Here is a 21,306-nt window from a genome sequence, read left to right as displayed (position 1 = left end):
TAGTAAACAAAGTACTAAACTAAGAAATTACTCCCGAACCAACTAATTCATCCCCTAAATACCAAGCTGCAAATTGCCCTTCAGTAATTGCGGACTGCGGTTCGTCAAAGTAAAGATACATTTCGTTTTCAAACTGATGCAAAGTGGCTGTCTGTAATGGCTGTCTGTAACGAATTCTTGCCATTACCTCCATCGTTTCTCCATTGGCTAAAACCAAATCCTCGCGAATCCAATGCACTTCCTCTTTTTCGATACGCAAAGCTTTCTTGAATAATCCAGGATGTTGACTGGTTAATCCTGTATAAATAGTATTGGTATCGACATTTGTAGCGATAATAAACAGAGGGTCCGTTGTACCTCCTACATTTAATCCTTTTCGTTGTCCGGTAGTAAAATAATGGGCACCTTGGTGTTTTCCCACAACTTTTCCCATTTCCGGTGTGTACGAAATTTTCTTCGCTGCTGCTTTCAACTTTTCCTCCACGCTTATCCCTTGTTGTAATTCAGAATTGTATACAGCATCGTCTTTATCAATTTGGATAATAATTCCGTCTTTGGGTTGTAATTTTTGTTGTAAAAATTCAGGCAAACGTACTTTTCCAATAAAACATAAACCTTGTGAATCTTTTTTCTCGGCAGTGATCAACTCCATTTGAGCGGCAATTTTACGAACTTCCGGTTTTGTTAATTCGCCAATTGGAAACAATGATTTTGATAATTGTTCTTGGGATAATTGACACAAGAAATAGGATTGATCTTTATTGGTATCGGTACCCGATTTCAGTTGATAAACCGTTTCTCCATTTACTTCAATTTCGCTTTTGCGGCAATAATGTCCGGTTGCAACATAATCAGCACCAAGACTTAAAGCGATTTTCATGAAAACATCAAATTTTATCTCGCGGTTGCAAAGCACATCCGGGTTTGGAGTGCGTCCTTTTTCATATTCGCTGAACATGTAGTCCACGATTTTTTCTTGGTATTCGTTGCTTAAATCTACCGTTTGAAATGGAATTCCTAATTTTTCAGCAACTAACAAAGCGTCATTACTGTCCTCCAGCCATGGACATTCATTTGAAATGGTAACCGAATCATCGTGCCAATTCTTCATAAAAAGGCCAATAACTTCATACCCCTGTTCTTGCAACAAGTAAGCAGCAACACTTGAATCTACACCTCCGGAAAGTCCTACAACAACACGCTTCATCTTCAAAAAATTATAATTTTACAAGGCTGCAAAGCTACAAAAGATTTGCAACAGTAGCTGTTAAGGATACCGTTAATTATTCTTGGATTTTGTTGCATTTTCCGGAAAGCTCATATTCATTTCTTTAATTAATTTTCCTTTTTCAAAAAACTGCCAAATACCTGATTTTTTTCCATTTACAAATTGTCCCTTCGAAACCGTACTTCCATAAGAATCTCTAAAAATGGCTAAACCGCTGTACAAATCACCTTTAAAAAAAGACTCTTCCAATAGAATTCCTTTCTCCGTGTATTTTTTATAAAAACCATTTTTCAGGTTATTTTTATAATTAATTTCTTCTGCGATTTTGCCGCTGAGATAAAAAACGCTACGCAATCCCTCTAGCTTTCCTTTGATGTAGTTCTCAGTTGTCATTATATTTTTCGAGGCTTGATGGTAATATTTCCATTGTCCTTCAAATAATTTATTGACTACTTTTCCTTCACTTACTTTATTGCTTTTTTGGTCATAAAAAATAGTGTAGGTCGCGTTATTTTTAGGATTAAATTCTCTCGTGGCAATAACAGACTTGGCTTTGGTATCATCATAAAAATTAAAAATTCCTATTTCTTTTCCATGCTCAAAAGTTCCTTCGTATCTGGGTCTTTTTGATTCTTCATAAAACCCTTTCCACACTCCATGCTTTTTCCCTTTTGCATCTGATTTATTAAAATCGGTTTGTGCATAAAGACAAAACACATTCAAAAACATCAAAACCAATATTCCTTTTTTATAAAATATTTTCATAATTACTTTTTTATAGTAACGAGTTCAGGTCACTTAAATTACATGTAAATAAAAAAAGCTCTCAATATTTGAGAGCCTTTTTATGCATTATTTTTTCTTCTGCTGTGCTTTTTGAGCTTCAGCTTGTTCCATAACTTCTTGCAGTTTTTTCTGGAATTTACCTTGTTTCTTCGGCTCTTTCAATTTGTTCTCTTGAATTTGAGTATGAATTTTATCACTATCAATAAAGTATTTTTTGATGACAATCATAATTCCAATAGTAATTAGATTCGAAATAAAGTTATACAAACTCAGTCCCGCGCCATAACTATTAAAGAAAAACAACATCATTATTGGCGAAACATAAATCATGATTTTCATCATCTTAGCCATATCCGGCATCCCTTCTTGTTGCGGAGCAGCCATTTGCTGGTCACCAGAAGTCATTTTCATATAGAAGAAAATAGCGATCGAGGCAAGTACAGGAAACAAACTAATGTGATTTCCATAAAAGGGAATGTAAAAAGGTAATCTTATAACTTCGTCAAAAGAAGATAAATCATCTGCCCAGAGGAAGCTTTTTTGTCTCAACTCAAAAGCCGAAGGGAAAAACTGAAACGATGCATACATAAATGGCAATTGAATCAAAGCCGGAATACAACCTGCCATCGGATTCACGCCCGCTTTATTGTACAACTTCATTGTTTCCTGTTGCTTTTTCATTGGGTCTTTTTTGAATTTTTCTCCCAATTCTGTGATTTCAGGACGCAATACTTTCATCTTGGCCTGTGACAAGAACGATTTAAAGGTAATAGGCGACATCGCTATTTTTATAATTATTGTGAAAACAATAATCGCAATTCCATAAGCAATGTAAGAACTTAAAAATCCGAATAATGGAATAAAAATAAACTTATTGATCCATCCGAAAATTCCCCAACCTAAAGGAATAATCTTTTCTAAATTTTTATCATAAGATTTTAATGTTTTATAATCGGATGGTCCAAAATACCAACTCATTTTATAGTCAACTTCACCATTATTAAATGCTAATGGAATATTTGCTTTAAATTGCTTTGTAAATGTGGTATCGATTTTTTCGTCTTTAACTAAATTATTAGAAAATAATTTAGCTTTAGTTATTGGTGTATTGGTTAGCAGAATAGAAGTGAAAAAATGTTGTTTGAAAGCAACAAATGTTACCATTTCAGGATTTTCTTCACTATTTTCCCCTAAACCTACATTATTATCTTTTCCTTCTTCATACTCATAACGAATATCTGTATACTGATTTTCGTATTTGACACTTTTTTCATTTCGAATTGTTTTCAAATTCCATTCTAAATCCAATGGTTTTGCCGTATTCAATACTTTATTTAACCCTTGGGAACGGATATCAAAACCAATCATATAATCGTTTGGCTTCAAAATGTATTTGTATTCCAAGAATTCATTGGCTCCCGCTTTCAATTTCATCGACAATACTTGATCTGCTCCTATTTTTGTTAAGGTAGGTTCAAAATATAAATCTTTGGAATTTAAAGTACGGTTATCGCTCGTTAGCAATTGCACGTTTAAATTGGCATTGTTGTCTTTTATCAATTGAACTAATTGTCCGGAACCTTTCTTGAACTTTTCAAATTGTTTCAAAGTGGCCTCCACAATATAGCCTCCTTTATTGGCAATTGTAAGTTTCACCAAATCGTTTTCGATAGTAGTTACACCTGCTTTCGCAGAAGGAAGTGTTGCTGAATACGCAAAATTCCCCAACGTTTTTTGCAATTGTGCCAATTGTGTGGAATCTCCAGTTGCCGCAACCGCGACAGTAGCTTTGGCTACAGTTTTCGCCTCTAACTCCTTGGTTTTTGCTTCTCTAATCAACAATTCTTTTTGTGCTTTTTCAGCTGCAACGACTTTCGGGTCGGGTTGATTTTGGTACATGATAAAAACCAAAATACCAAAAATTAATGCAAAACCGATAATCGAATTGAGGTCAAATTTTTTTTGTTCCATTATTATATTTAAAAAAGTTTAATCTATTAGTATGAAGTTTAATGAATTGTTTCAAAAAACAACAACTATTTTTTCTTTGCCTGAACGGCTGCTGCCACAAAATTCACAAAAATAGGATGCGGATTTGCTACCGTACTTTTGTATTCCGGATGGTATTGTACCCCAATAAAAAACGGATGATTTTCTATTTCTATAATCTCCACCAATCCGGTATCAGGATTTACTCCCGAAGCTATTAATCCTGCATTTTGTAATTGCGCAACGTAATTGCTATTGTACTCATATCGGTGACGGTGACGCTCCGAAATAGTTTCTTTTCCGTATATTTTATAAGCCAATGAATCTTTTTTGATATCACATTTCCATGCACCAAGACGCATTGTCCCACCTTTATCAGTAACTGTTTTTTGCTCTTCCATAAGATTTACCACTGGATGCGCAGTGTGTTCATTCATTTCGGTAGAATTAGCATCCGCATAACCCAGAATATTTCTTGAATATTCTATGATTGCCATTTGCATTCCCAAACAAATTCCAAAAAACGGCACTTTATTTTCACGGGCATATTGCACTGCTGCAATTTTCCCCTCAATTCCTCTTTCTCCAAAACCTGGAGCAACCAGAATTCCGTCTAAACCAGCAAATTTCTCGCTAATATTGTTGGCATCGATGTGTTCTGAATGAATCGAAATCACATTTACTTTCGTTTCATTTGCAGCTCCTGCATGAATAAACGCTTCCAAAATAGATTTGTAGCAATCCTGCATTTCTACATATTTTCCAACTAAACCGATATTCACGGTATGTTTCGGATTCTTTAACCTTCGCAAAAAGGTATTCCAGTTTTTTAAATCCGGAGCCGCTTTTTTAGGCAAATCTAATTTTTTCAATGCAACAACATCAAGTCCTTCTTCCAACATTAAATTAGGAACTTCATAAATCGTGGAAGCATCGATGGACTGAATAACAGCTTCTCTTTTTACATTACAAAACAAAGCCAGTTTATTGCGCAATTCCTCAGAAATTTCGTGTTCTGTTCTGCACACTAAAATATCAGCTTTTATTCCGCTTTCCATTAAGGTTTTTACGGAATGCTGTGTCGGTTTTGTCTTCAACTCGCCTGCGGCAGCCAGATAAGGCACCAAAGTAAGATGAATTACAATTCCGTTGTGTTCTCCTAATTCCCAAACCAGTTGGCGAACCGATTCTATATAAGGTAAGGATTCAATATCTCCTACCGTTCCACCAATTTCAGTGATAACAATATCATAATCGCCGGAATTTCCCAACAATTGCATTCTTTCCTTGATTTCATTGGTAATATGCGGTACAACTTGTACCGTTTTGCCAAGAAATTCTCCTCTTCTTTCTTTTTCAATAACCGAAAGATATATTCTTCCAGTGGTCACATTATTTGCTTGAGAAGTAGGAACATTTAAGAAACGTTCGTAATGTCCTAAATCCAAATCCGTTTCGGCACCATCATCGGTCACATAACATTCCCCATGTTCATAGGGATTTAATGTCCCCGGATCTACATTTATGTACGGGTCAAACTTTTGGATGGTTGTACGGTATCCTCTTGCTTGTAACAATTTTGCCAACGAAGCTGCAATAATTCCCTTCCCTAAAGAAGAAGTCACACCGCCGGTAACAAAAATATATTTCGTTTGATTCATTCTGTTGTTATTTGTGTTGTAGTTGTGTAAAAAAACGTCGCAAAAGTACAAATTTAATTGGACTATTAGAATATTAGACTGTTAGATTTTCAGACTCTTTTTAGACTAAAAAAAAGTAAAATCTAAGTCTTAAAAAATAAAAGAAGTTCAAGAAAGTCTAGCTTATGGTTTTGGGTATCGTTTTTTTATATTCCGAATTAACTCTTCCAGGCCGTTCAGTTTTAATTCGTAAATTAATTTTAATTGCTCGCCTAATTCTCCTTTTGGAAATCCTTTATTGCTATACCAAACAACATAATATTCCGGAATATCAATAAGAAACCAACCTTCGTATTTACCAAAAGGCATTTTAGTATGGGCAAGCTTGATAAGTTGTTTTTGGTTTTGATCCATTTTATTATAAAAATGAAGTAAGAGACAAGAATTATAAATCGATTATGTTTCTTGTCTCTTGCTTCCACAGACTAATTATTTCCAATTAAAAACTATGCGTTTGTCGATTTCAGGATGTAAACTCAGAAAAACGGGACAGGTCATCGCTGCTCTTTCCAGTATCGTCCTGTTTTTTATATTATCCGTTCCATACATCTCAAAAGCAATTTCTATTGCTCCGATACGTCTGGGTTCTGCATTCATAATTTTGATAACTTCTGCAGTAGAACCTTTTAAATCAAGTTCCATATCTCGGGCTTTAATCCCCATTATGGTCATCATGCAAGTTGCCAAAGCATTTGCTAAAATATCTGTTGGAGAAAAAGCCTCTCCCTTCCCATTATTATCCACCGGAGCATCCGAAAGGATTTCGGTGCCAGATTGCAAATGAATCGAAGAGGTTCTTAAATCACCTAAATACGTCACTATTGATGTCATTACTCTGCTACTTTTATGGTTAAATCCGTATCATAATACAAAATATAGATTCCTTTATTGGTGTAACCACCGTCCTCCTTTTTATAAAACTCGAATTTGTTGTCTATTTGTTCCGTTGCTGTTGCATCAATTGTTTCTTGATATTTTTTATCTTGTGCTAATCGCAACATCGTATCAAAAGTAATATCAAATCCGCGAGTGGCAAATATACTTGGGCAAATTTTATTTTTCTTTTTAAATTCTTTTTCGAAAATCAAAGCTTCCTGAGAAATATTTTCACGAGTAACGGAAGGATACATTAATTTCAATTTTGTTAAATTTAGAAAATTAATTTCATCGGTATCCAATGTTGCATTAGGTTCAAGAATAACCAGCTGCACTTTGTAAGTCGCCATAGCACTCAACATGGCAGTAATTGTTGATTTGATCATTCCAGTATTTTCTGTTTCCATCACGACATAGTTTATCTTGTCTTTTACGAATAAACTTTTCAAATTTTCAGCAGAAACACCACCGTTTGCAGTAAGTGTTGAAAATTGCACATCCTTATGATTTTCTTTGATAAACTGAATAACGGAACCTTTTTTCTTATCAACGACCGCTACAATATTACCGCCCTTTGAACGCATGTAGTCAAACATCGCATTTTTGACTGCTTCAGGAGCGGGAATGGATTGGAAAATATTAGCGTATGAAACTCCTAAATCTTTTGACAAAGGTGAAATTACTGGCACTCGATTTGGCAACAATAATTCAGCTGCTTTTTCAACATTGCTCTGATAGAAAGGTCCGATAATCGCATCTGAATCTGCCAAATCATTGTTTTTTATTAAGGAAGCAACATTCGAACTGCTTTTTGTTTCCTGCGAATCGAATATATTCACATCAATATTAAGTCCTAAAGTTTTAGCAGAATCAATGGCCATCAAGGCTCCGGCATAAAAATCTAAAGTCATGTTCAGGAATTTATCCTTTTTCAGGCGCATTGCCATCGAATTAACGGTATCGCCTTCAATTTTTGAAACATTGAAAGGCAACAAAAACGTTAATTTTTTCCTGGAATTACCATAAGTGTTTTTCGATAATTCCTGATATTCTTTTTTAGCTTCCTGAGAAAATACAATTGTTGCAGGAACTTTTAAAACCATACCTTCAATAACACCCTCGGACAAAAGAGGGTTCAGAGCAATTAATTCCTCTTGCGTTAAACCCACCATTTTAGATAAGCTGTATAACGTTTCTTTTGGTTTTACCACATAATTCAAATAATTCGTGGCAACCGTATTCTTAATTGGTGCTGTAACTACAATTTCTTTTTTAGGTTCATTAACTACTACATTTTTATCTGCTTTTGGAGCTACACCTTTGATCAATAATTTGAACCCTTCCGGTAAATTTGACACCACTTCCGGATTCTTACGTTCTAATTCTTCAATGGTAATTCTGTATTGCTTCGCGATGGAATACTTGGTTTCTTTAGGAAGTACATAATGATAAACTACTTTTTCTGTAATTGGAATATTATTTTTTAAAACAGCATTGGACGAAATCGTAAGTATTTGTCCTATTTGCAAGCCGTCTTTTTCAAGAAAAGGATTGGCTTGCTTCAAAGCTTGATCCGAAACTCCGTATTTTTTTTCAATACCATACAAAGTTTCTTTCGGTGCCACTTGATGGGTTACGGTTGTAGTTCCTCTTTTTGACTGAACGTTGATTGCTTTTTTAGCGGAGCTATTCGGTATTAATAGAATACTATTTGGTTTCAGACCACTTTGTGCATCTGGATTCAATTGGTAAATATCAAATGGAGTAACCTTGTATTTCTGTGCAATCTGAGTGATTGTTTCCCCTTTTTCTACCTTGTGTGTTGCTGTTTTTCCTTGTGAAAAAACACTGTAATTGAACCACAAAGTACTCATACAAATTGCAAAAAAATATTTCATCGCTTTAATTTATAAATTATTTAAATCTTTAATAAAGTAACGGTATCAAATTTTATTCCAAAAATCTGATACCGTTTATGTAAAGAACATTCTAAAATAATGTTTAAAAAATATAAAATCTACCGTATTATTCCCACTCAATTGTTGCAGGCGGTTTTGAACTGATATCATATACTACTCTATTGACTCCTTTTACTTTATTAATAATATCATTAGAAACCTTCATCAAGAATTCATAAGGCAAATGTACCCAGTCAGCGGTCATGCCATCCGTAGATTCTACTGCGCGTAATGCAATCACTTTTTCGTACGTACGTTCATCACCCATAACCCCTACACTATTTACAGGAAGTAAAATAGCGCCGGCTTGCCATACTTTATCATACAATCCCCAAGATTTCAATCCGTCAATAAAAACAGCATCTACATCTTGTAAAATTTGCACTTTTTCCGGTGTAATATCCCCTAAAATACGAATCGATAATCCAGGTCCCGGGAAAGGATGTCTTCCTAATAATTCAGGATCAATTCCTAATGAAGCTCCAACTCTGCGCACTTCATCTTTAAAAAGCATCCGAAGCGGTTCTACAATTTTCAATTTCATATAATCTGGCAAGCCGCCAACATTATGGTGCGATTTGATTGTTGCAGAAGGACCTTTTACAGAAACAGATTCAATAACGTCCGGATAAATAGTTCCTTGTGCCAGCCATTTTACATCTTCGATAAGGTGAGATTCATCATCAAAAACTTCGATAAATACACGTCCGATAATTTTACGTTTGGTTTCCGGGTCACTGACACCCGCTAATTCAGATAAGAAACGATCACCCGCATCAACTCCTTTTACGTTCAAACCCATTCCTTTGTATTGATTTAATACATTTTGGAATTCGTTTTTACGAAGCAAACCGTTATTTACAAAAATACAGTATAGATTTTTTCCAATAGCTTGATCTAATAAAACTGCCGCCACGGTCGAATCTACTCCTCCAGAAAGTCCGAGAACCACTTTATCGTCTTGTAATTTTTCTTTCAGTTCGGCTACCATTTCTTCGACAAAAGCATTTGGTGTAAAGTTTTGAGGAACTTCCGCTATTTTCACTAAAAAGTTTTCCAGCATTTTTGATCCATCAGTAGAATGGAAAACTTCAGGATGGTATTGAATCGCGTAGGTTGTTTCACCTTCAATTTTGTAAGCGGCAAATTCCACATCGTGTGTGCTTGCCAGTTTTACTCCATTGGTAGGCAATACTTTGATACTATCGCTATGGCTCATCCAAACTTGGCTGTTTTCAGAAACACCTTCAAAGAAAATTTCATTCTCTTTTATGTAAGATAGGTTAGCTCTACCGTATTCTCTTGTATTTGAAGCCGCTACTTCACCTCCACTAAAATGGGATAAATATTGCGCACCATAACACACGGCCAGCATAGGAAGCTTTCCTCTAATTTGAGACAAGTCGGGATGTGGCGCATCTTCTCCTCTAACAGAAAAAGGGCTTCCACCAAGAATTACTGCTTTATAAGATGATAAATCACTCGGAAAATGGTTGTAAGGAAAGATTTCGCAGAATATATTTAATTCGCGAACTCTACGCGCAATAAGCTGTGTGTATTGCGATCCGAAATCTAAAATAAGTACGTTGTGTTGCATGCGCAAAAATACTTTTTATATTTTGAATTGGAAAATTGAATTTTGAAAAATATTTATTTTCTTTTAAGCTGTTGAAATAATTTCTCTTTTGTATTTAAAAGACCCGTAGTCTCGCAGGTCAAATTTGGATTTATCCTGAAATTAGCTTTAAAATTTAAAAGAGTACATTTGCAAACCTAATTATCTACTAAAAAACAAAAAGATGAAAACAAAAAATTATATAGCCGTTGCAATTTTTGCACTAGTAGCTGTTTCATGCAGTGTAATTGATGATTTATTGACTTTTTCAATAGACAATCAAACCACTGTAACCATTCCATCAGGATTTCCTGTGAATACTGCTTTAGATTTAGTGACACCCGATATTTCATCTAATTCCAGTACGGCATTTGAAAATAACAATACCAATGCAGAATTAGTTAAAGATGTAAAATTGAAAGAAATGAAATTGACGGTAACAAATCCAGCCAATAAATCATTTTCCTTTTTGAAATCAATACACATCTACATTTCTACAAATAGCACTGATGAAATTGAATTGGCATTTTTAGATGATATTAATTCTACTTCAAATACTTTAAATCTGACCTGTACAACTGCGAAATTAGATAAATACGTTAAAGCTTCAAGTTTTAAATTAAGAACAAGAGCAGTTACCAAAGAAACAATAACCCAAGATGTATCTGTAAAAGCAGATATTAAATTTCAAGTTACCGCAGATCCTTTTTAGGAAACACCGAATCCTATTAAAAAAACCGTTGAATGTAAGTGTTACATTCAACGGTTTTTTTTATTCTCTGTAAGTGTATATTTATTCTTTTACCAAGATTATAGTAGCTTTGAAACCAGTTCCAAGATTCCACTGACTGGCTGATATCAAAACGCCCTTGTCATCATACACTTTAAATTCAGCTGTATTAGGTCCCGAACTTCCTTGGTTTAATGCTTCAAAATCAATTTTGTTAAACCCTTTTTCTAATACGATTTCAAAACCTTTAAAATCATTATCTAAGTTTACTTGATATTGAATAACCTTATCATTCAAATATACCCTGATTTGGTCACCATCTACATAAGCCGCATCACGATACATTACTTTAGCAGTAACAGAACCTGTTGAGAAATTACCTAAATTTTGATTCTTTCTGTATACATAACCATCCTTATTTTCTTCTTTTTTGTTCCACTTATCTTTATAAACATCTCCAGGATTAATAAACTCGTTTTTCGGAGTCATGGAGAAATTATTTGCCGGAGTGGTGGGAAGAGAAAGACTTGGATTCGGGTTGAATATTTCCGGGTTTTTAAAGACGTTTGGTGTATTTATTGGAGGAATATCAACTTTAGGCTGAATTGTTTTTTTTATTTTCGGTGCGTTATTTTTAGGGGGAATCGCTTTAAATTTTGAACTAAATTCGTTTTGCGCATATCCACTCAAAGACATACTGATGGTAATCATTAAAAATAAAATCCTTTTCATAACTTTCTAAATTAGTTTATTCGGTACTTGTAAAAATTTTAAAAATAAAAAACCAATTGTATTTATTCAAAAATCAGGCAACAATTTAACTTTCATTTATAACTCCAAAATCTGCATTTTATTGCATTTTTAAAGATAAAACAGCTAAAATTTCCTTGATTAAGTTTAAACTTTTTTAATCCAAAATCAGTATTTATATTTCACGTTTTTTTTCTAACTTGCAAATAGTATGCCACACTAAAAATTGCATTTTTATCGCACAACACTATTAAAAAACTATTAAAATGAAAAGAGAGAACATATTGACCGGTTCGCCTTGGGAAGACAAAATGGGATACTGCAGAGCGGTACGCATCGGAAATATTATTGAAGTATCCGGTACGGTTGCGATTGTTGATGGAGAAAAAGTAAAAGCAAATGATGCGTATTCGCAAACAATAAACATACTGGAACGCGTGCAGGTGGTTCTCGAAGACTTAAAAGTAAGTATGGAAGACGTCATCAGAACCCGAATATTTACGACTGACATTACCACATTTGAAGACGTAGCCAAAGCTCATGCTCAATTTTTTAAGGACATAAAACCTACTACCGGTTTTTATGAAATTAGTAAACTGGTAGCTCCTGAATATTTAGTCGAAATTGAATTTACCGCAATTGCCCCGGAAAAACCATTGATTCAGGAACGATTATAATACTTTTGCAAAAATACTTTGCCCATTTCAGTAATGAATTCAGAGAAAACTAAAAAAACTCCATCGCCTCAATTCAAATGGTTTTTCATCTGCATTTTAATAGGTGTTTTTTCCGGATCGGCATCTGCTTTTTTCCTCGTAGCTTTAGAGTGGGCTACCCAAATCAGGGAAAATAACAATTGGATCATTTGGCTTTTGCCAATCGGCGGCTTACTGATAGGATTGGGCTATCATTATTGGGGGAAATCAGTTGTCAAAGGAAATAATTTATTGCTGGAAGAATACGAAAATCCACAAAAGATAATTCCGATAAAAATGGCTCCTTTGATTCTTTTCGGAACTTTAATCACCCATCTTTTTGGTGGCTCAGCCGGTCGTGAAGGAACCGCAGTACAAATGGGTGGCGCCATTGCAGACCAGTTTACAAAACTATTTCAACTTGACGCATCCGAAAGAAAAACAATACTCATTCTGGGCATCAGCGCCGGATTTGCTTCTGTTTTCGGAACTCCTTTAGCAGGAGCATTATTCGCTTTAGAAGTTGTTTATTTTAGTAAAATCAATTTTAAAAGTATTCTATTATCCTTTTTTGTTGCCTACATCGCTTTTTTCACAGTGGAACTTTGGCACGTAAAACACACGCATTATAATATTCTTTTTGTTCCAGAAATTAGTTTCATGACTTTATTTTGGGTAATTATCGTTAGTATTTTATTTGGCTTAGCCGCCATGTTTTTTTCCAGAAGCACTCATTTTTGGGGTCATTTATTTTCAAAAACCATATCGTTTTCTCCGCTTCGCCCTTTTGTAGGAGGATGCATCATTGCCTTGGCGGTATATCTTATTGGAACCACAAAATACATTGGTCTTGGAATTCCTATGATTGTTGATGCGTTTTCGAACCCAAATACTTCCTATGATTTCTTATTAAAAATACTTTTTACGGGATTTACAATCGGTGCGGGATTTAAAGGTGGTGAAGTCACGCCATTATTCTTTGTTGGAGCCACTTTGGGAAGTACTTTATCACTTATCGTTCCCTTACCAATAGCACTTTTGGCAGGAATGGGATTTGTGGCTGTTTTTTCGGGAGCCACCCATACGCCTATTGCCTGTACGGTTATGGGAATGGAACTTTTCGGGATCGAAAGCGGTATTTTTATTGGTTTAGCGTGCAGCATTGCTTACCTTTCTTCGGGATCCGTAGGAATTTATAATGTCCAAATTGTAAAAGGCGCAAAATACCATTTGTATCAGAAATTAAAAAGAAAAAATACCGACTTTTTATAACATTCTAAAACTTTGTTAATTGTTTAAATGTTTTCAACATTACACTAAAAAAATGTAATTTCGCAGACTATGAAAATACAAGACATACAAGCGATACAGTTGTTATTAGCAACTCCAAAAAAGATTGCCATAATCCCACACAGAGGTCCCGATGGAGACGCCATGGGTTCTACACTGGGTTTGTATCATTTTTTATTAAAAAATAAGCATCATCCTGTCGTAGTTTCTCCAAATGAATTTCCGGATTTTCTGGCTTGGATGCCAGGCGCAGAAACCGTTAAAATATTTGAAAAAGACAAACAAAACTGCACAAAAATTCTTGAAGAGGCAGAACTTATTTTTACGTTAGACTTTAATGCCTTACATCGCACGGGCGAGATGGAACACGTTCTAGCGAAGCTCAAAGCTCCGTTTGTAATGATAGACCATCATCAAAAACCAGATGATTATGCTGTGGTCACTTACTCTGACACTTCATTTGGATCGACCTGCGAAATGCTTTATAATTTCATTTCATTTCTTGGAAAAAAAGAAGATATCGATAAAACCATCGGAACTTGCATTTATACCGGAATTCTGACTGATTCCGGGTCGTTTCGTTTCCCAAAAACTACGGGAACAACCCATAGAATTGTGGCTGAACTAATTGATTTAGGTGTTGAAAACACGGCAATCCCAAGTTTATTATTTGACAATAGTTCTTTTGGACGATTACAAATATTGGGACGAGCGCTTCAGAACATGATTGTAATAACGGAACATAAAACGGCTTACACCACGCTGACTCAGGATGAACTGAATTCATTTGACTATGTAAAAGGAGATACCGAAGGAATTGTAAACTACGGATTAAGTATCAAAGGAATTGTTTTTACTGCTATATTTATAGAAAATAAAGAAGAAAAAATTATTAAGATTTCATTCCGTTCCCAAGGCGATTTTGATGTCAATCAATTTGCAAGAGATCATTTTAATGGTGGTGGACATCGCAATGCTGCCGGAGGAAAATCAGAGGCTTCGATGGAAGAAACAAAAAAGAAATTTGAAGATTTAGTAACCAATTTAAACATCTAATTTTATGGAAAATAGCAAGCAAATCGCCATTGTATTTTTTATGTTGCTCTTAATTTCCAGCTGCAAACAGCAACAGGATGCCAGAAGACCTATATCTCAAGCGTCCGGGAGTTTCATGAAGAAATCCATTGCCCGCAATAAAAAATTAGTTGCCACTGAGGAAACGAAAATTCAGACTTTGATCAAAAGCAATCCTAATGTCGTTTATCTGGCATCGAAAAAAGGATATTGGTATTCGTATGAAACAAGAAATGAAATCGATACGCTTACGCCAAAAAAAGGAGATGTCGCTTTTTTTGATTACGAAATCAAAGATCTAAAAGGAACCATTATCTATTCTGAATTAGAATTAAGACCGCAAATTTATTACGTGGACAAACAAAACATAATGATGGGCTTGCGTGACGGGATCAAATTGATGCGTAAAAACGAGAAGGTCAACTTCCTTTTCCCATCGAATATGGGATACGGATACCATGGCGATGACAAAAAAATTGGGACTAACCAACCTTTAATCTGCACCGTAACGCTTCGCGATTTCAAATCGGAGGCGCAGTATAAAAAAGAAAGTCAATTGAAAGTAAAAACACCTGCTGTTGCTCCACCCGTTAAATTAGAAACTCCTCCCGTAATTGAAACTACGGACACTATAACTCAATAAAATAACTTAGAAATGAAAAAAAAGATTCTATTCGCATTCCTGGTAATCGCCTCATTTTACTCTTGTAAAGAAGAATACAACAATCTTCCCGACGGATTATACGCTAAAATCGAAACCAATAAAGGCGACATTATAGTACAATTAGATTTTGAAAAAGCGCCAATTACAGTAGCAAATTATGTTGCCTTGGCCGAAGGAAAAAATGAATTTGTGACTAATGAAAATCTTAAAAATAAACCCTTTTTTGACGGCTTAAAATTCCACAGAGTCATCAAAGATTTCATGATACAAACTGGGGACCCGCTTGGAACAGGTTCTGGAGATACCGGATATAAGTTTAAAGATGAATTCTCAGATTTGAGATTTGACAAAGGTGGTGTTTTGGCTATGGCCAACAACGGACCAACAACCAATAGCAGTCAATTTTTCATCACACACCTTGCAACGCCTTGGCTGGACGGAAAACACACGATTTTTGGTCATGTAGTCGAAAAAGGAATGGATGTAGTCAACAAAATTGAACAAAACGATTACATCAATAAAGTAATCATTATCAGAAATGGTGAAGCTGCTAAAAAATTCAATGCCTTTAAAATATTCAATGATTATTTTGCTGTGGAGTCTGAAAATCAAAAGAAAAAAGCTGCCGTTGATGCTGAAAACAAAAGAGTATACAACGAAAAGTACAAAGATGTTCGCGAACAAAAAGTTGCTTATTTCGCTAATTTGAAAACGAAATCGACAAAAACTCCTACCGGATTACAATACGTAATTACCCAAAAAAGCGGTGGTAAAAAACCCGCTAATGGCGCCAATGTTTTCATTCACTACGCTGGTTTTCTGGAAGACGGAGAATTATTTGATGCCAGTATTGAAAATGTAGCTAAAACGTTTGGTAAATATGATGAAAACAGAGCTGCGCAAAACGGGTACCAACCCATCCCTTTTCAAGCCGGCAAAAAAGATGGCATGATTCCTGGTTTTATCGAAGGACTGGAGCAATTATCTTTTGGCGACAAAGCCGTGATTTTCATTCCATCCCGTTTAGGATATGGAGCAGCGGGCGCTGGAGGCGCAATTCCACCCAATGCGAATATCATCTTTGAAATCGAATTATTAGAAAAAATGCCCCAATAATATTTAAAAAAATAAGCCTTTAAATTAGTACAACATGAAATTTAAAATTCTGTTTTTATTATTTCTGGGAATGGTCAACGTACATTCTCAAACGATCAAGAAATCTACTCCTGCTAAAAAACCGGCAACAAGTGTCAAAGCTACTGTAAAAACACCTGTGAAACCTACCGTAAAAACTCCCGTAGTAATCGAGGGGATTTTTGCAACAATTGCAACAAACAAAGGAGACATTGTTCTGGAATTAGAATACAAAAAAACACCGGTAACAGTTGCTAACTTCATTGCATTAGCCGAAGGAAAAAATACCTTTGTAACTGATGACAAGCTAAAAGGAAAACCTTTTTTTGATGGTTTAAAATTTCACCGTGTCATCAAAGACTTCATGATTCAAGGAGGAGATCCTTCGGGAAATGGCTCTGGCGGTCCAGGATACGCGTTCAAAGATGAATTCACCGATTTGAAACACAACAAACCCGGAATTCTTTCTATGGCTAATTCCGGACCCACTACCAATGGAAGCCAGTTTTTCATTACCCATAAAGAAACGCCTTGGTTAGACGGCAAACACACCATTTTTGGTCACGTTATAGCGGGAATGAATATCGTAAACGCCATTGCACAAAACGATGTAATCACTAAGATTACCATCGTAAGAAAAGGCGCTTTAGCCAAAAAATTTGATGCTCCAAAAGTGTTCGCTGATTATTTCAACAATAAATCCGAAGACCAAAAGAAAATATCCTCAATTATCGCAGCAAAAAAAGCGTATTTAGCCGCAACTAAAGCCACTGCAACCACCACTCCATCCGGATTAGCGTACAAAATAATTGAAAAAGGAACTGGAGTAAAACCCGCGAAAGGAGCGACATTTTATTTTCATTATGCCGGTTATTTTGAGGACGGAACGCTATTTGACAGCAGCTATGAAGAAGTGAATAAAGTTTACGGAAAATTTGATGCTAACCGTGCCGCTCAAAACGGATACCAAGCATTCCCTTTTGAAGCCGGGAAAAAAGAAGGTATGATTCCCGGATTTATTGAAGGACTGGACAATATGGCTTTTGGCGACAAAGCCGTGGTTTTCATTCCATCAAATCTAGCGTATGGAGAAAGAGGCGCCGGTGGTGTTATTCCTCCGAACGCAACACTTATTTTCGAATTGGAAATGCTAGAAAAACAGCCCGCTCCAAAACAATAAAATTTAAAAAGAATGCAATAAAAAAACCCGACAGACTTCAAAATCTGTCGGGTTTCTTTTTACAATTTATTCGCTAAGAACATTGACTGCGGTACTGGAAACCGGAAAGTATCCGCTTCATCAGCATTCCATTTTCAATTATTTTTTTCCAAATTTCCAGTCAAATTCGTCTTTTTGATTGATAATTGCCCCAATCTCAAATTTCACCACTTCCTCAAATTCGGTTTGAAAAATAATCCAGTTTTCTTCGTTGAAATAATTTTCGAACGTGTCAAACTCTTCCTGAGTAAATTTAATAATTCCTTTAGTGGTTAAATCTTTTTTGACCTCACTGATTTTTCTATTAATTATTTTATACCCAAACAACTCTAGTTCCTGGCTAGATGCTACAATATATCCTAATTTAAAATCTTCCTCCACATAGAAGGTCAAACGCATTTTTAATTTATTATAAGCAAAAATCACATTGTCATCCTCGTCCTTGTAATTTCGGTCCGGTTTCCCGTAAATTGCGGTAACATCATTTTGTTTCATTCCGAAAATGAGCTTGTCAATTCCGTTTTTTGGATTTATTTTCATATTCATTTATTTGACTGCAAAGTTCGCAAAGTTTTTCGCAAAGTCCACTACCTTTTATCTGTAAAAATTAACGGATAACAAAAACCACTACTGATTCTACTATTCACAATTTGGGCGTGACCCGCTGAAAAAGCGGGTCGGGCTATCCGTTATAATCTTTTATTCCGCTGTGCTTCATAAAAGGATTTTCACTACAAACGAAGTTCACTGAACTCCTATGAAAAATATCAAAAAAGTGAAGTAATCCCTCACGCAAAACAGCGGTTATACAACACAAAACCTTGCTGTAACAAAAACCATTTATAAAATAATTAGTATCTTTCAATCTCAAAATCAACACAATATGACTTGGGAAGCAAAACTGATAAAACACAATAGCGAAAATAGAATTGCCGTTTATTTTGAAAAAAATCAAGACCTGATTGCCAGGATCAAACAAATAGAAGGCGCACGATGGAGCCAGCAAAAAACGGTTTGGCACCTCCCAGATACAGAGGAAAACAGGGTGCGTTTTAACATAGCGCCCCCTGCAAATTCGCTCCCTACAAGCGAAGGAATAACACAAATCGAAAAATTCAAACAATGGATGTGTTCTAAACGGTATAGTGAAAGTACCATTACTACCTATAGCGATGCCTTGAAATCCTTTTTGATTTTCTACCGAGAAAAACCAGTTGCGGCTATTACTAATGAGGATGTAATTATCTACAACAATGAGTATATTTTAAAAAATAAGCTTTCCTCCTCATACCAGAATCAAATTGTTCACCTCGTTGGATAAAAAAATTGAACTTATGTATTATTATGTTTATGTTTTGCTTAGTGAGAAAGACAATCAATTTTACACTGGCTATACTTCTGATTTAAAATATAGGCTTAATGAATATCAATCAGGTAAAGTTCAGTCTACAAAATATAGATTGCCTATAAAATTAATTTATTTTGAAGAATGTTTAAATCAACAAGATGCTACGTGAAGAGAGAAATATTTAAAATCCGGGAATGGGAAAATATACCTTAAAAATCGAATCCAACTATTTTTTTATCTTACGGGGTCAATGCTATAAAACTTTTTTTTATGACAATTAGAGATGCCAAAATGGACATCGATTCAATTCATCTGTTTAAAAGAGTCAAGTTATTACCAAACGTATTGAGTAAAGCGGAAGTGAAATCTATCTTGGATGCCCACAGCAATATCAAACATAAAATGATGCTTTCATTGATTTATAGTTGTGGCCTGCGTTGTGGCGAATTATTGGCACTTCAGCCCGTTCACATAGATTCGATGCGGAATATTGTATTGCTTAAAAATTCAAAAGGCAAAAAAGACAGGATAGTCCCATTAAGCTCAAAAATTTTAGAAATGCTACGGGAGTATTATAAAGTATTTAAACCCACAACGTATTTATTTGAAGGACAAATCAAAGGAAAGCCCTATGATGATAGAAGCTTACAACAAGTTTTAAAACAAGCCATACAAAAATCAGGAATTAGAAAACCCGTTACTTTGCACTGGTTACGCCACAGTTATGCTACGCATTTACTTGAAAGCGGAACCGATTTGAGATACATTCAAGAATTATTGGGACACAATAGCAGCAAAACGACCGAAATATATACCCACGTAAGTATAAAAAGTATCCAACAAATAAAAAGTTCTTTTGATGTAGAATATTTTAAATACAACAAAACTGCCGATTCCTATACCTGCCCTGCTCAGGAAACCCTGACCACCAACGGAAATTGGTACGCCAAAAAGAACGGCAAATCAATCACCAAAATGAAGCATTACAAAACCAATGCTTGTTTGAATTGCAAACTCTTTACAAAATGCACTAAAAATGCCAAAGGCAGACTTATTGAACGCTCCCAATGCGCAGATTTGATTTATCAAAATAAAGTACGAATCGAAAGCAATTATGAAACCTACCGCAGAAGGCAAGCCATAGTGGAACATCCCTACGGTGTTATAAAACGCCAATGGGATTTTTATTATATCATCACCAAAAAAACCATCAAACGAGCCTCAGCCGATGTAGGATTGATTTTCTGTGCCTACAATCTGCGCCGAATTTTTAATTTAATAGACCAAAATCTACTAAAACAATATCTAAAAGTATTGGCTTTATATTTTGGGACTCTAAGAGCAATTTTTAAAGCTTTTTACTGATTGTTTTGTTTTAAGAATGAAGAATGCTTTTTTCCAAAAAGAGTTTCAATTGTAGTTTAAATCATATATATTTACTTACTGATTAACTAAAATGAGTTCGTTTAAAGGTTTTTAGACGAACTGACGTTACTGGCAAGCTTACCAAAACTCAATAAATGACAATATCTGAATTTTCAAAAAATGCTAAACGCAAATTATCCGACAAGATAGGCAACATTGTTTGGTGTGTTTTCATAATATTATTTTCACTTTTTTTTCAAATTAAGTTTTTTAAACTTTTCAGTCTGGCATTACCAAAGACAAATTGGCTTCCAGTAGTCTACGTACTTACTTCATTTCTATTATTAATGTTGATGGGGTTTTATGGGTTGTTTGTTTTAATAAATTCTTTAAAAGTAACTCGTTTGGAAAATAAATTAACAAAAGACAACAATCTTGAACTCATAGAAAAAGTATTTGCCATTTTAAAAGGAAAAGATTTTCAATCCAACGATAACTTAGTCCAGTTTGTATACAAGAAGAGTTTTTGGAGTTACAAGCAAAAGATTAATTTTCTTGTAGAAGATAATCTAATTGCGATTTATGTTAAAAATATTGATTCTAATCCAAAAGGAGGTTTCTTCGATTTTGGAGCAAACTCAAGATTACAAAAGAAAATATTAAACATAATTGAAGATAAAGCCAGCCGGTAACAGTTAGGGTTTCGTTGCGTGCGCAGCACCAACAATGAAACCCGTTTTTACGGGAGAACCGATTACCTGCTGTGAACACTATGGAGTTATCGTAAAGATTGTAGCGGTATTTTTAATAGGATTTTGTTCCTCTTTTTTTGCGGAGTGGTTTCAGCTAGTTCTTTCGTGTTTTCCGTCACTTTTGAGCATACGT

At 35.0% G+C, this 21,306-nt stretch carries 21 protein-coding genes; 11 read left to right on the top strand and 10 right to left on the bottom strand.

Translation table 11 applies throughout. The features are described 5' to 3' along the window. Positions 1 to 19: 19 nt before the first annotated feature. The 8 genes from mnmA to guaA form a co-directional block, all read right to left on the bottom strand. Positions 20 to 1,207, bottom strand: a complete 1,188-nt coding sequence (mnmA, locus tag ACP7AV_RS12055; protein WP_426092157.1) for a tRNA 2-thiouridine(34) synthase MnmA — start codon at positions 1,205 to 1,207, stop codon at positions 20 to 22. A gap of 72 nt (positions 1,208 to 1,279) precedes the next feature. Next, positions 1,280 to 1,993: a toxin-antitoxin system YwqK family antitoxin gene (locus ACP7AV_RS12050; RefSeq protein ID WP_426092156.1), complete on the bottom strand. Its 714-nt coding sequence runs from the start codon at positions 1,991 to 1,993 to the stop codon at positions 1,280 to 1,282. An 87-nt stretch (positions 1,994 to 2,080) separates the two neighbouring features. Next, positions 2,081 to 3,985, bottom strand: coding sequence for a membrane protein insertase YidC (gene yidC, locus ACP7AV_RS12045; protein WP_426092155.1), 1,905 nt, complete (start codon positions 3,983 to 3,985; stop codon positions 2,081 to 2,083). Between the two features lie 65 nt (positions 3,986 to 4,050). Next, positions 4,051 to 5,664: a CTP synthase gene (locus ACP7AV_RS12040; RefSeq protein WP_426065018.1), complete on the bottom strand. Its 1,614-nt coding sequence runs from the start codon at positions 5,662 to 5,664 to the stop codon at positions 4,051 to 4,053. Positions 5,665 to 5,826: 162 nt separating this feature from the next. Next, positions 5,827 to 6,057 (bottom strand): DUF3820 family protein, encoded by a 231-nt coding sequence (locus ACP7AV_RS12035; protein ID WP_426092154.1) that lies wholly within the window; start codon positions 6,055 to 6,057, stop codon positions 5,827 to 5,829. A gap of 75 nt (positions 6,058 to 6,132) precedes the next feature. Further along, on the bottom strand, positions 6,133 to 6,534 hold the full coding sequence (locus tag ACP7AV_RS12030; RefSeq protein ID WP_426092153.1) for an OsmC family protein: 402 nt from the start codon (positions 6,532 to 6,534) through the stop codon (positions 6,133 to 6,135). After that, positions 6,534 to 8,477 carry a PBP1 and LysM peptidoglycan-binding domain-containing protein gene (locus ACP7AV_RS12025; protein WP_426092152.1) on the bottom strand — a complete coding sequence of 648 codons (1,944 nt, stop codon included), beginning with the start codon at positions 8,475 to 8,477 and terminating at the stop codon, positions 6,534 to 6,536. The genes ACP7AV_RS12030 and ACP7AV_RS12025 overlap by 1 nt, the downstream gene beginning before the upstream one ends. A gap of 127 nt (positions 8,478 to 8,604) precedes the next feature. After that, entirely contained in the window at positions 8,605 to 10,134 is a 1,530-nt protein-coding gene (gene guaA / locus ACP7AV_RS12020; RefSeq protein WP_426092151.1) for a glutamine-hydrolyzing GMP synthase, read from the bottom strand. 202 nt (positions 10,135 to 10,336) lie between these two features. Here guaA and ACP7AV_RS12015 point away from each other — a divergent pair, with 202 nt between their 5' ends. Then, entirely contained in the window at positions 10,337 to 10,864 is a 528-nt protein-coding gene (locus tag ACP7AV_RS12015) for a hypothetical protein (RefSeq protein WP_426092150.1), read from the top strand. An 81-nt stretch (positions 10,865 to 10,945) separates the two neighbouring features. Here ACP7AV_RS12015 and ACP7AV_RS12010 read toward each other — a convergent pair whose 3' ends face one another. Continuing rightward, the gene (locus tag ACP7AV_RS12010; protein WP_426092149.1) at positions 10,946 to 11,614 is read right to left on the bottom strand and encodes a hypothetical protein; all 669 of its coding nucleotides are present in this window, start codon (positions 11,612 to 11,614) and stop codon (positions 10,946 to 10,948) included. Positions 11,615 to 11,898: 284 nt separating this feature from the next. Here ACP7AV_RS12010 and ACP7AV_RS12005 point away from each other — a divergent pair, with 284 nt between their 5' ends. The 6 genes from ACP7AV_RS12005 (at position 11,899) to ACP7AV_RS11980 (ending at position 17,669) form a co-directional block, all read left to right on the top strand. Next, positions 11,899 to 12,309 carry a RidA family protein gene (locus tag ACP7AV_RS12005; RefSeq protein ID WP_426092148.1) on the top strand — a complete coding sequence of 137 codons (411 nt, stop codon included), beginning with the start codon at positions 11,899 to 11,901 and terminating at the stop codon, positions 12,307 to 12,309. Positions 12,310 to 12,342: 33 nt separating this feature from the next. Beyond that, positions 12,343 to 13,599 (top strand): voltage-gated chloride channel family protein, encoded by a 1,257-nt coding sequence (locus ACP7AV_RS12000; RefSeq protein WP_426092147.1) that lies wholly within the window; start codon positions 12,343 to 12,345, stop codon positions 13,597 to 13,599. A gap of 69 nt (positions 13,600 to 13,668) precedes the next feature. Next, the gene (locus tag ACP7AV_RS11995; protein WP_426092146.1) at positions 13,669 to 14,673 is read left to right on the top strand and encodes a DHH family phosphoesterase; all 1,005 of its coding nucleotides are present in this window, start codon (positions 13,669 to 13,671) and stop codon (positions 14,671 to 14,673) included. A gap of 4 nt (positions 14,674 to 14,677) precedes the next feature. Next, positions 14,678 to 15,334 (top strand): gliding motility-associated peptidyl-prolyl isomerase GldI, encoded by a 657-nt coding sequence (gldI, locus tag ACP7AV_RS11990; protein ID WP_426092145.1) that lies wholly within the window; start codon positions 14,678 to 14,680, stop codon positions 15,332 to 15,334. Positions 15,335 to 15,346: 12 nt separating this feature from the next. Beyond that, positions 15,347 to 16,471 (top strand): peptidylprolyl isomerase, encoded by a 1,125-nt coding sequence (locus ACP7AV_RS11985; protein ID WP_426092144.1) that lies wholly within the window; start codon positions 15,347 to 15,349, stop codon positions 16,469 to 16,471. Positions 16,472 to 16,505: 34 nt separating this feature from the next. Continuing rightward, on the top strand, positions 16,506 to 17,669 hold the full coding sequence (locus tag ACP7AV_RS11980) for a peptidylprolyl isomerase (protein ID WP_426092143.1): 1,164 nt from the start codon (positions 16,506 to 16,508) through the stop codon (positions 17,667 to 17,669). Between the two features lie 138 nt (positions 17,670 to 17,807). On the opposite strand, the gene ACP7AV_RS11975 is transcribed toward ACP7AV_RS11980, so the two are convergent. Then, a complete protein-coding gene (locus ACP7AV_RS11975; protein ID WP_426065032.1) occupies positions 17,808 to 18,248 on the bottom strand; it encodes a hypothetical protein in 441 nt (146 codons plus the stop codon). Between the two features lie 343 nt (positions 18,249 to 18,591). On the opposite strand from ACP7AV_RS11975, the gene ACP7AV_RS11970 reads away from it, so the two are divergent. From ACP7AV_RS11970 to ACP7AV_RS11955, 4 genes are all read left to right on the top strand, one after another. Next, positions 18,592 to 19,029 carry a phage integrase N-terminal SAM-like domain-containing protein gene (locus ACP7AV_RS11970; protein ID WP_426092142.1) on the top strand — a complete coding sequence of 146 codons (438 nt, stop codon included), beginning with the start codon at positions 18,592 to 18,594 and terminating at the stop codon, positions 19,027 to 19,029. A 13-nt stretch (positions 19,030 to 19,042) separates the two neighbouring features. Beyond that, positions 19,043 to 19,225, top strand: a complete 183-nt coding sequence (locus ACP7AV_RS11965; protein ID WP_426065044.1) for a GIY-YIG nuclease family protein — start codon at positions 19,043 to 19,045, stop codon at positions 19,223 to 19,225. A 101-nt stretch (positions 19,226 to 19,326) separates the two neighbouring features. Beyond that, positions 19,327 to 20,421, top strand: a complete 1,095-nt coding sequence (locus tag ACP7AV_RS11960; protein ID WP_426092141.1) for a tyrosine-type recombinase/integrase — start codon at positions 19,327 to 19,329, stop codon at positions 20,419 to 20,421. A gap of 404 nt (positions 20,422 to 20,825) precedes the next feature. After that, positions 20,826 to 21,113, top strand: a complete 288-nt coding sequence (locus ACP7AV_RS11955; protein ID WP_426092140.1) for a hypothetical protein — start codon at positions 20,826 to 20,828, stop codon at positions 21,111 to 21,113. The last annotated feature ends 193 nt before the right edge of the window (positions 21,114 to 21,306 follow it).

Origin of the sequence: Flavobacterium sp. DSR3-2 (assembly GCF_049896525.1) — a bacterium.
GTDB lineage: Bacteria > Bacteroidota > Bacteroidia > Flavobacteriales > Flavobacteriaceae > Flavobacterium.
The sequence above is the reverse complement of the archived record's forward strand: the minus strand, read 5'-3'. Positions and strand labels throughout refer to the sequence as shown.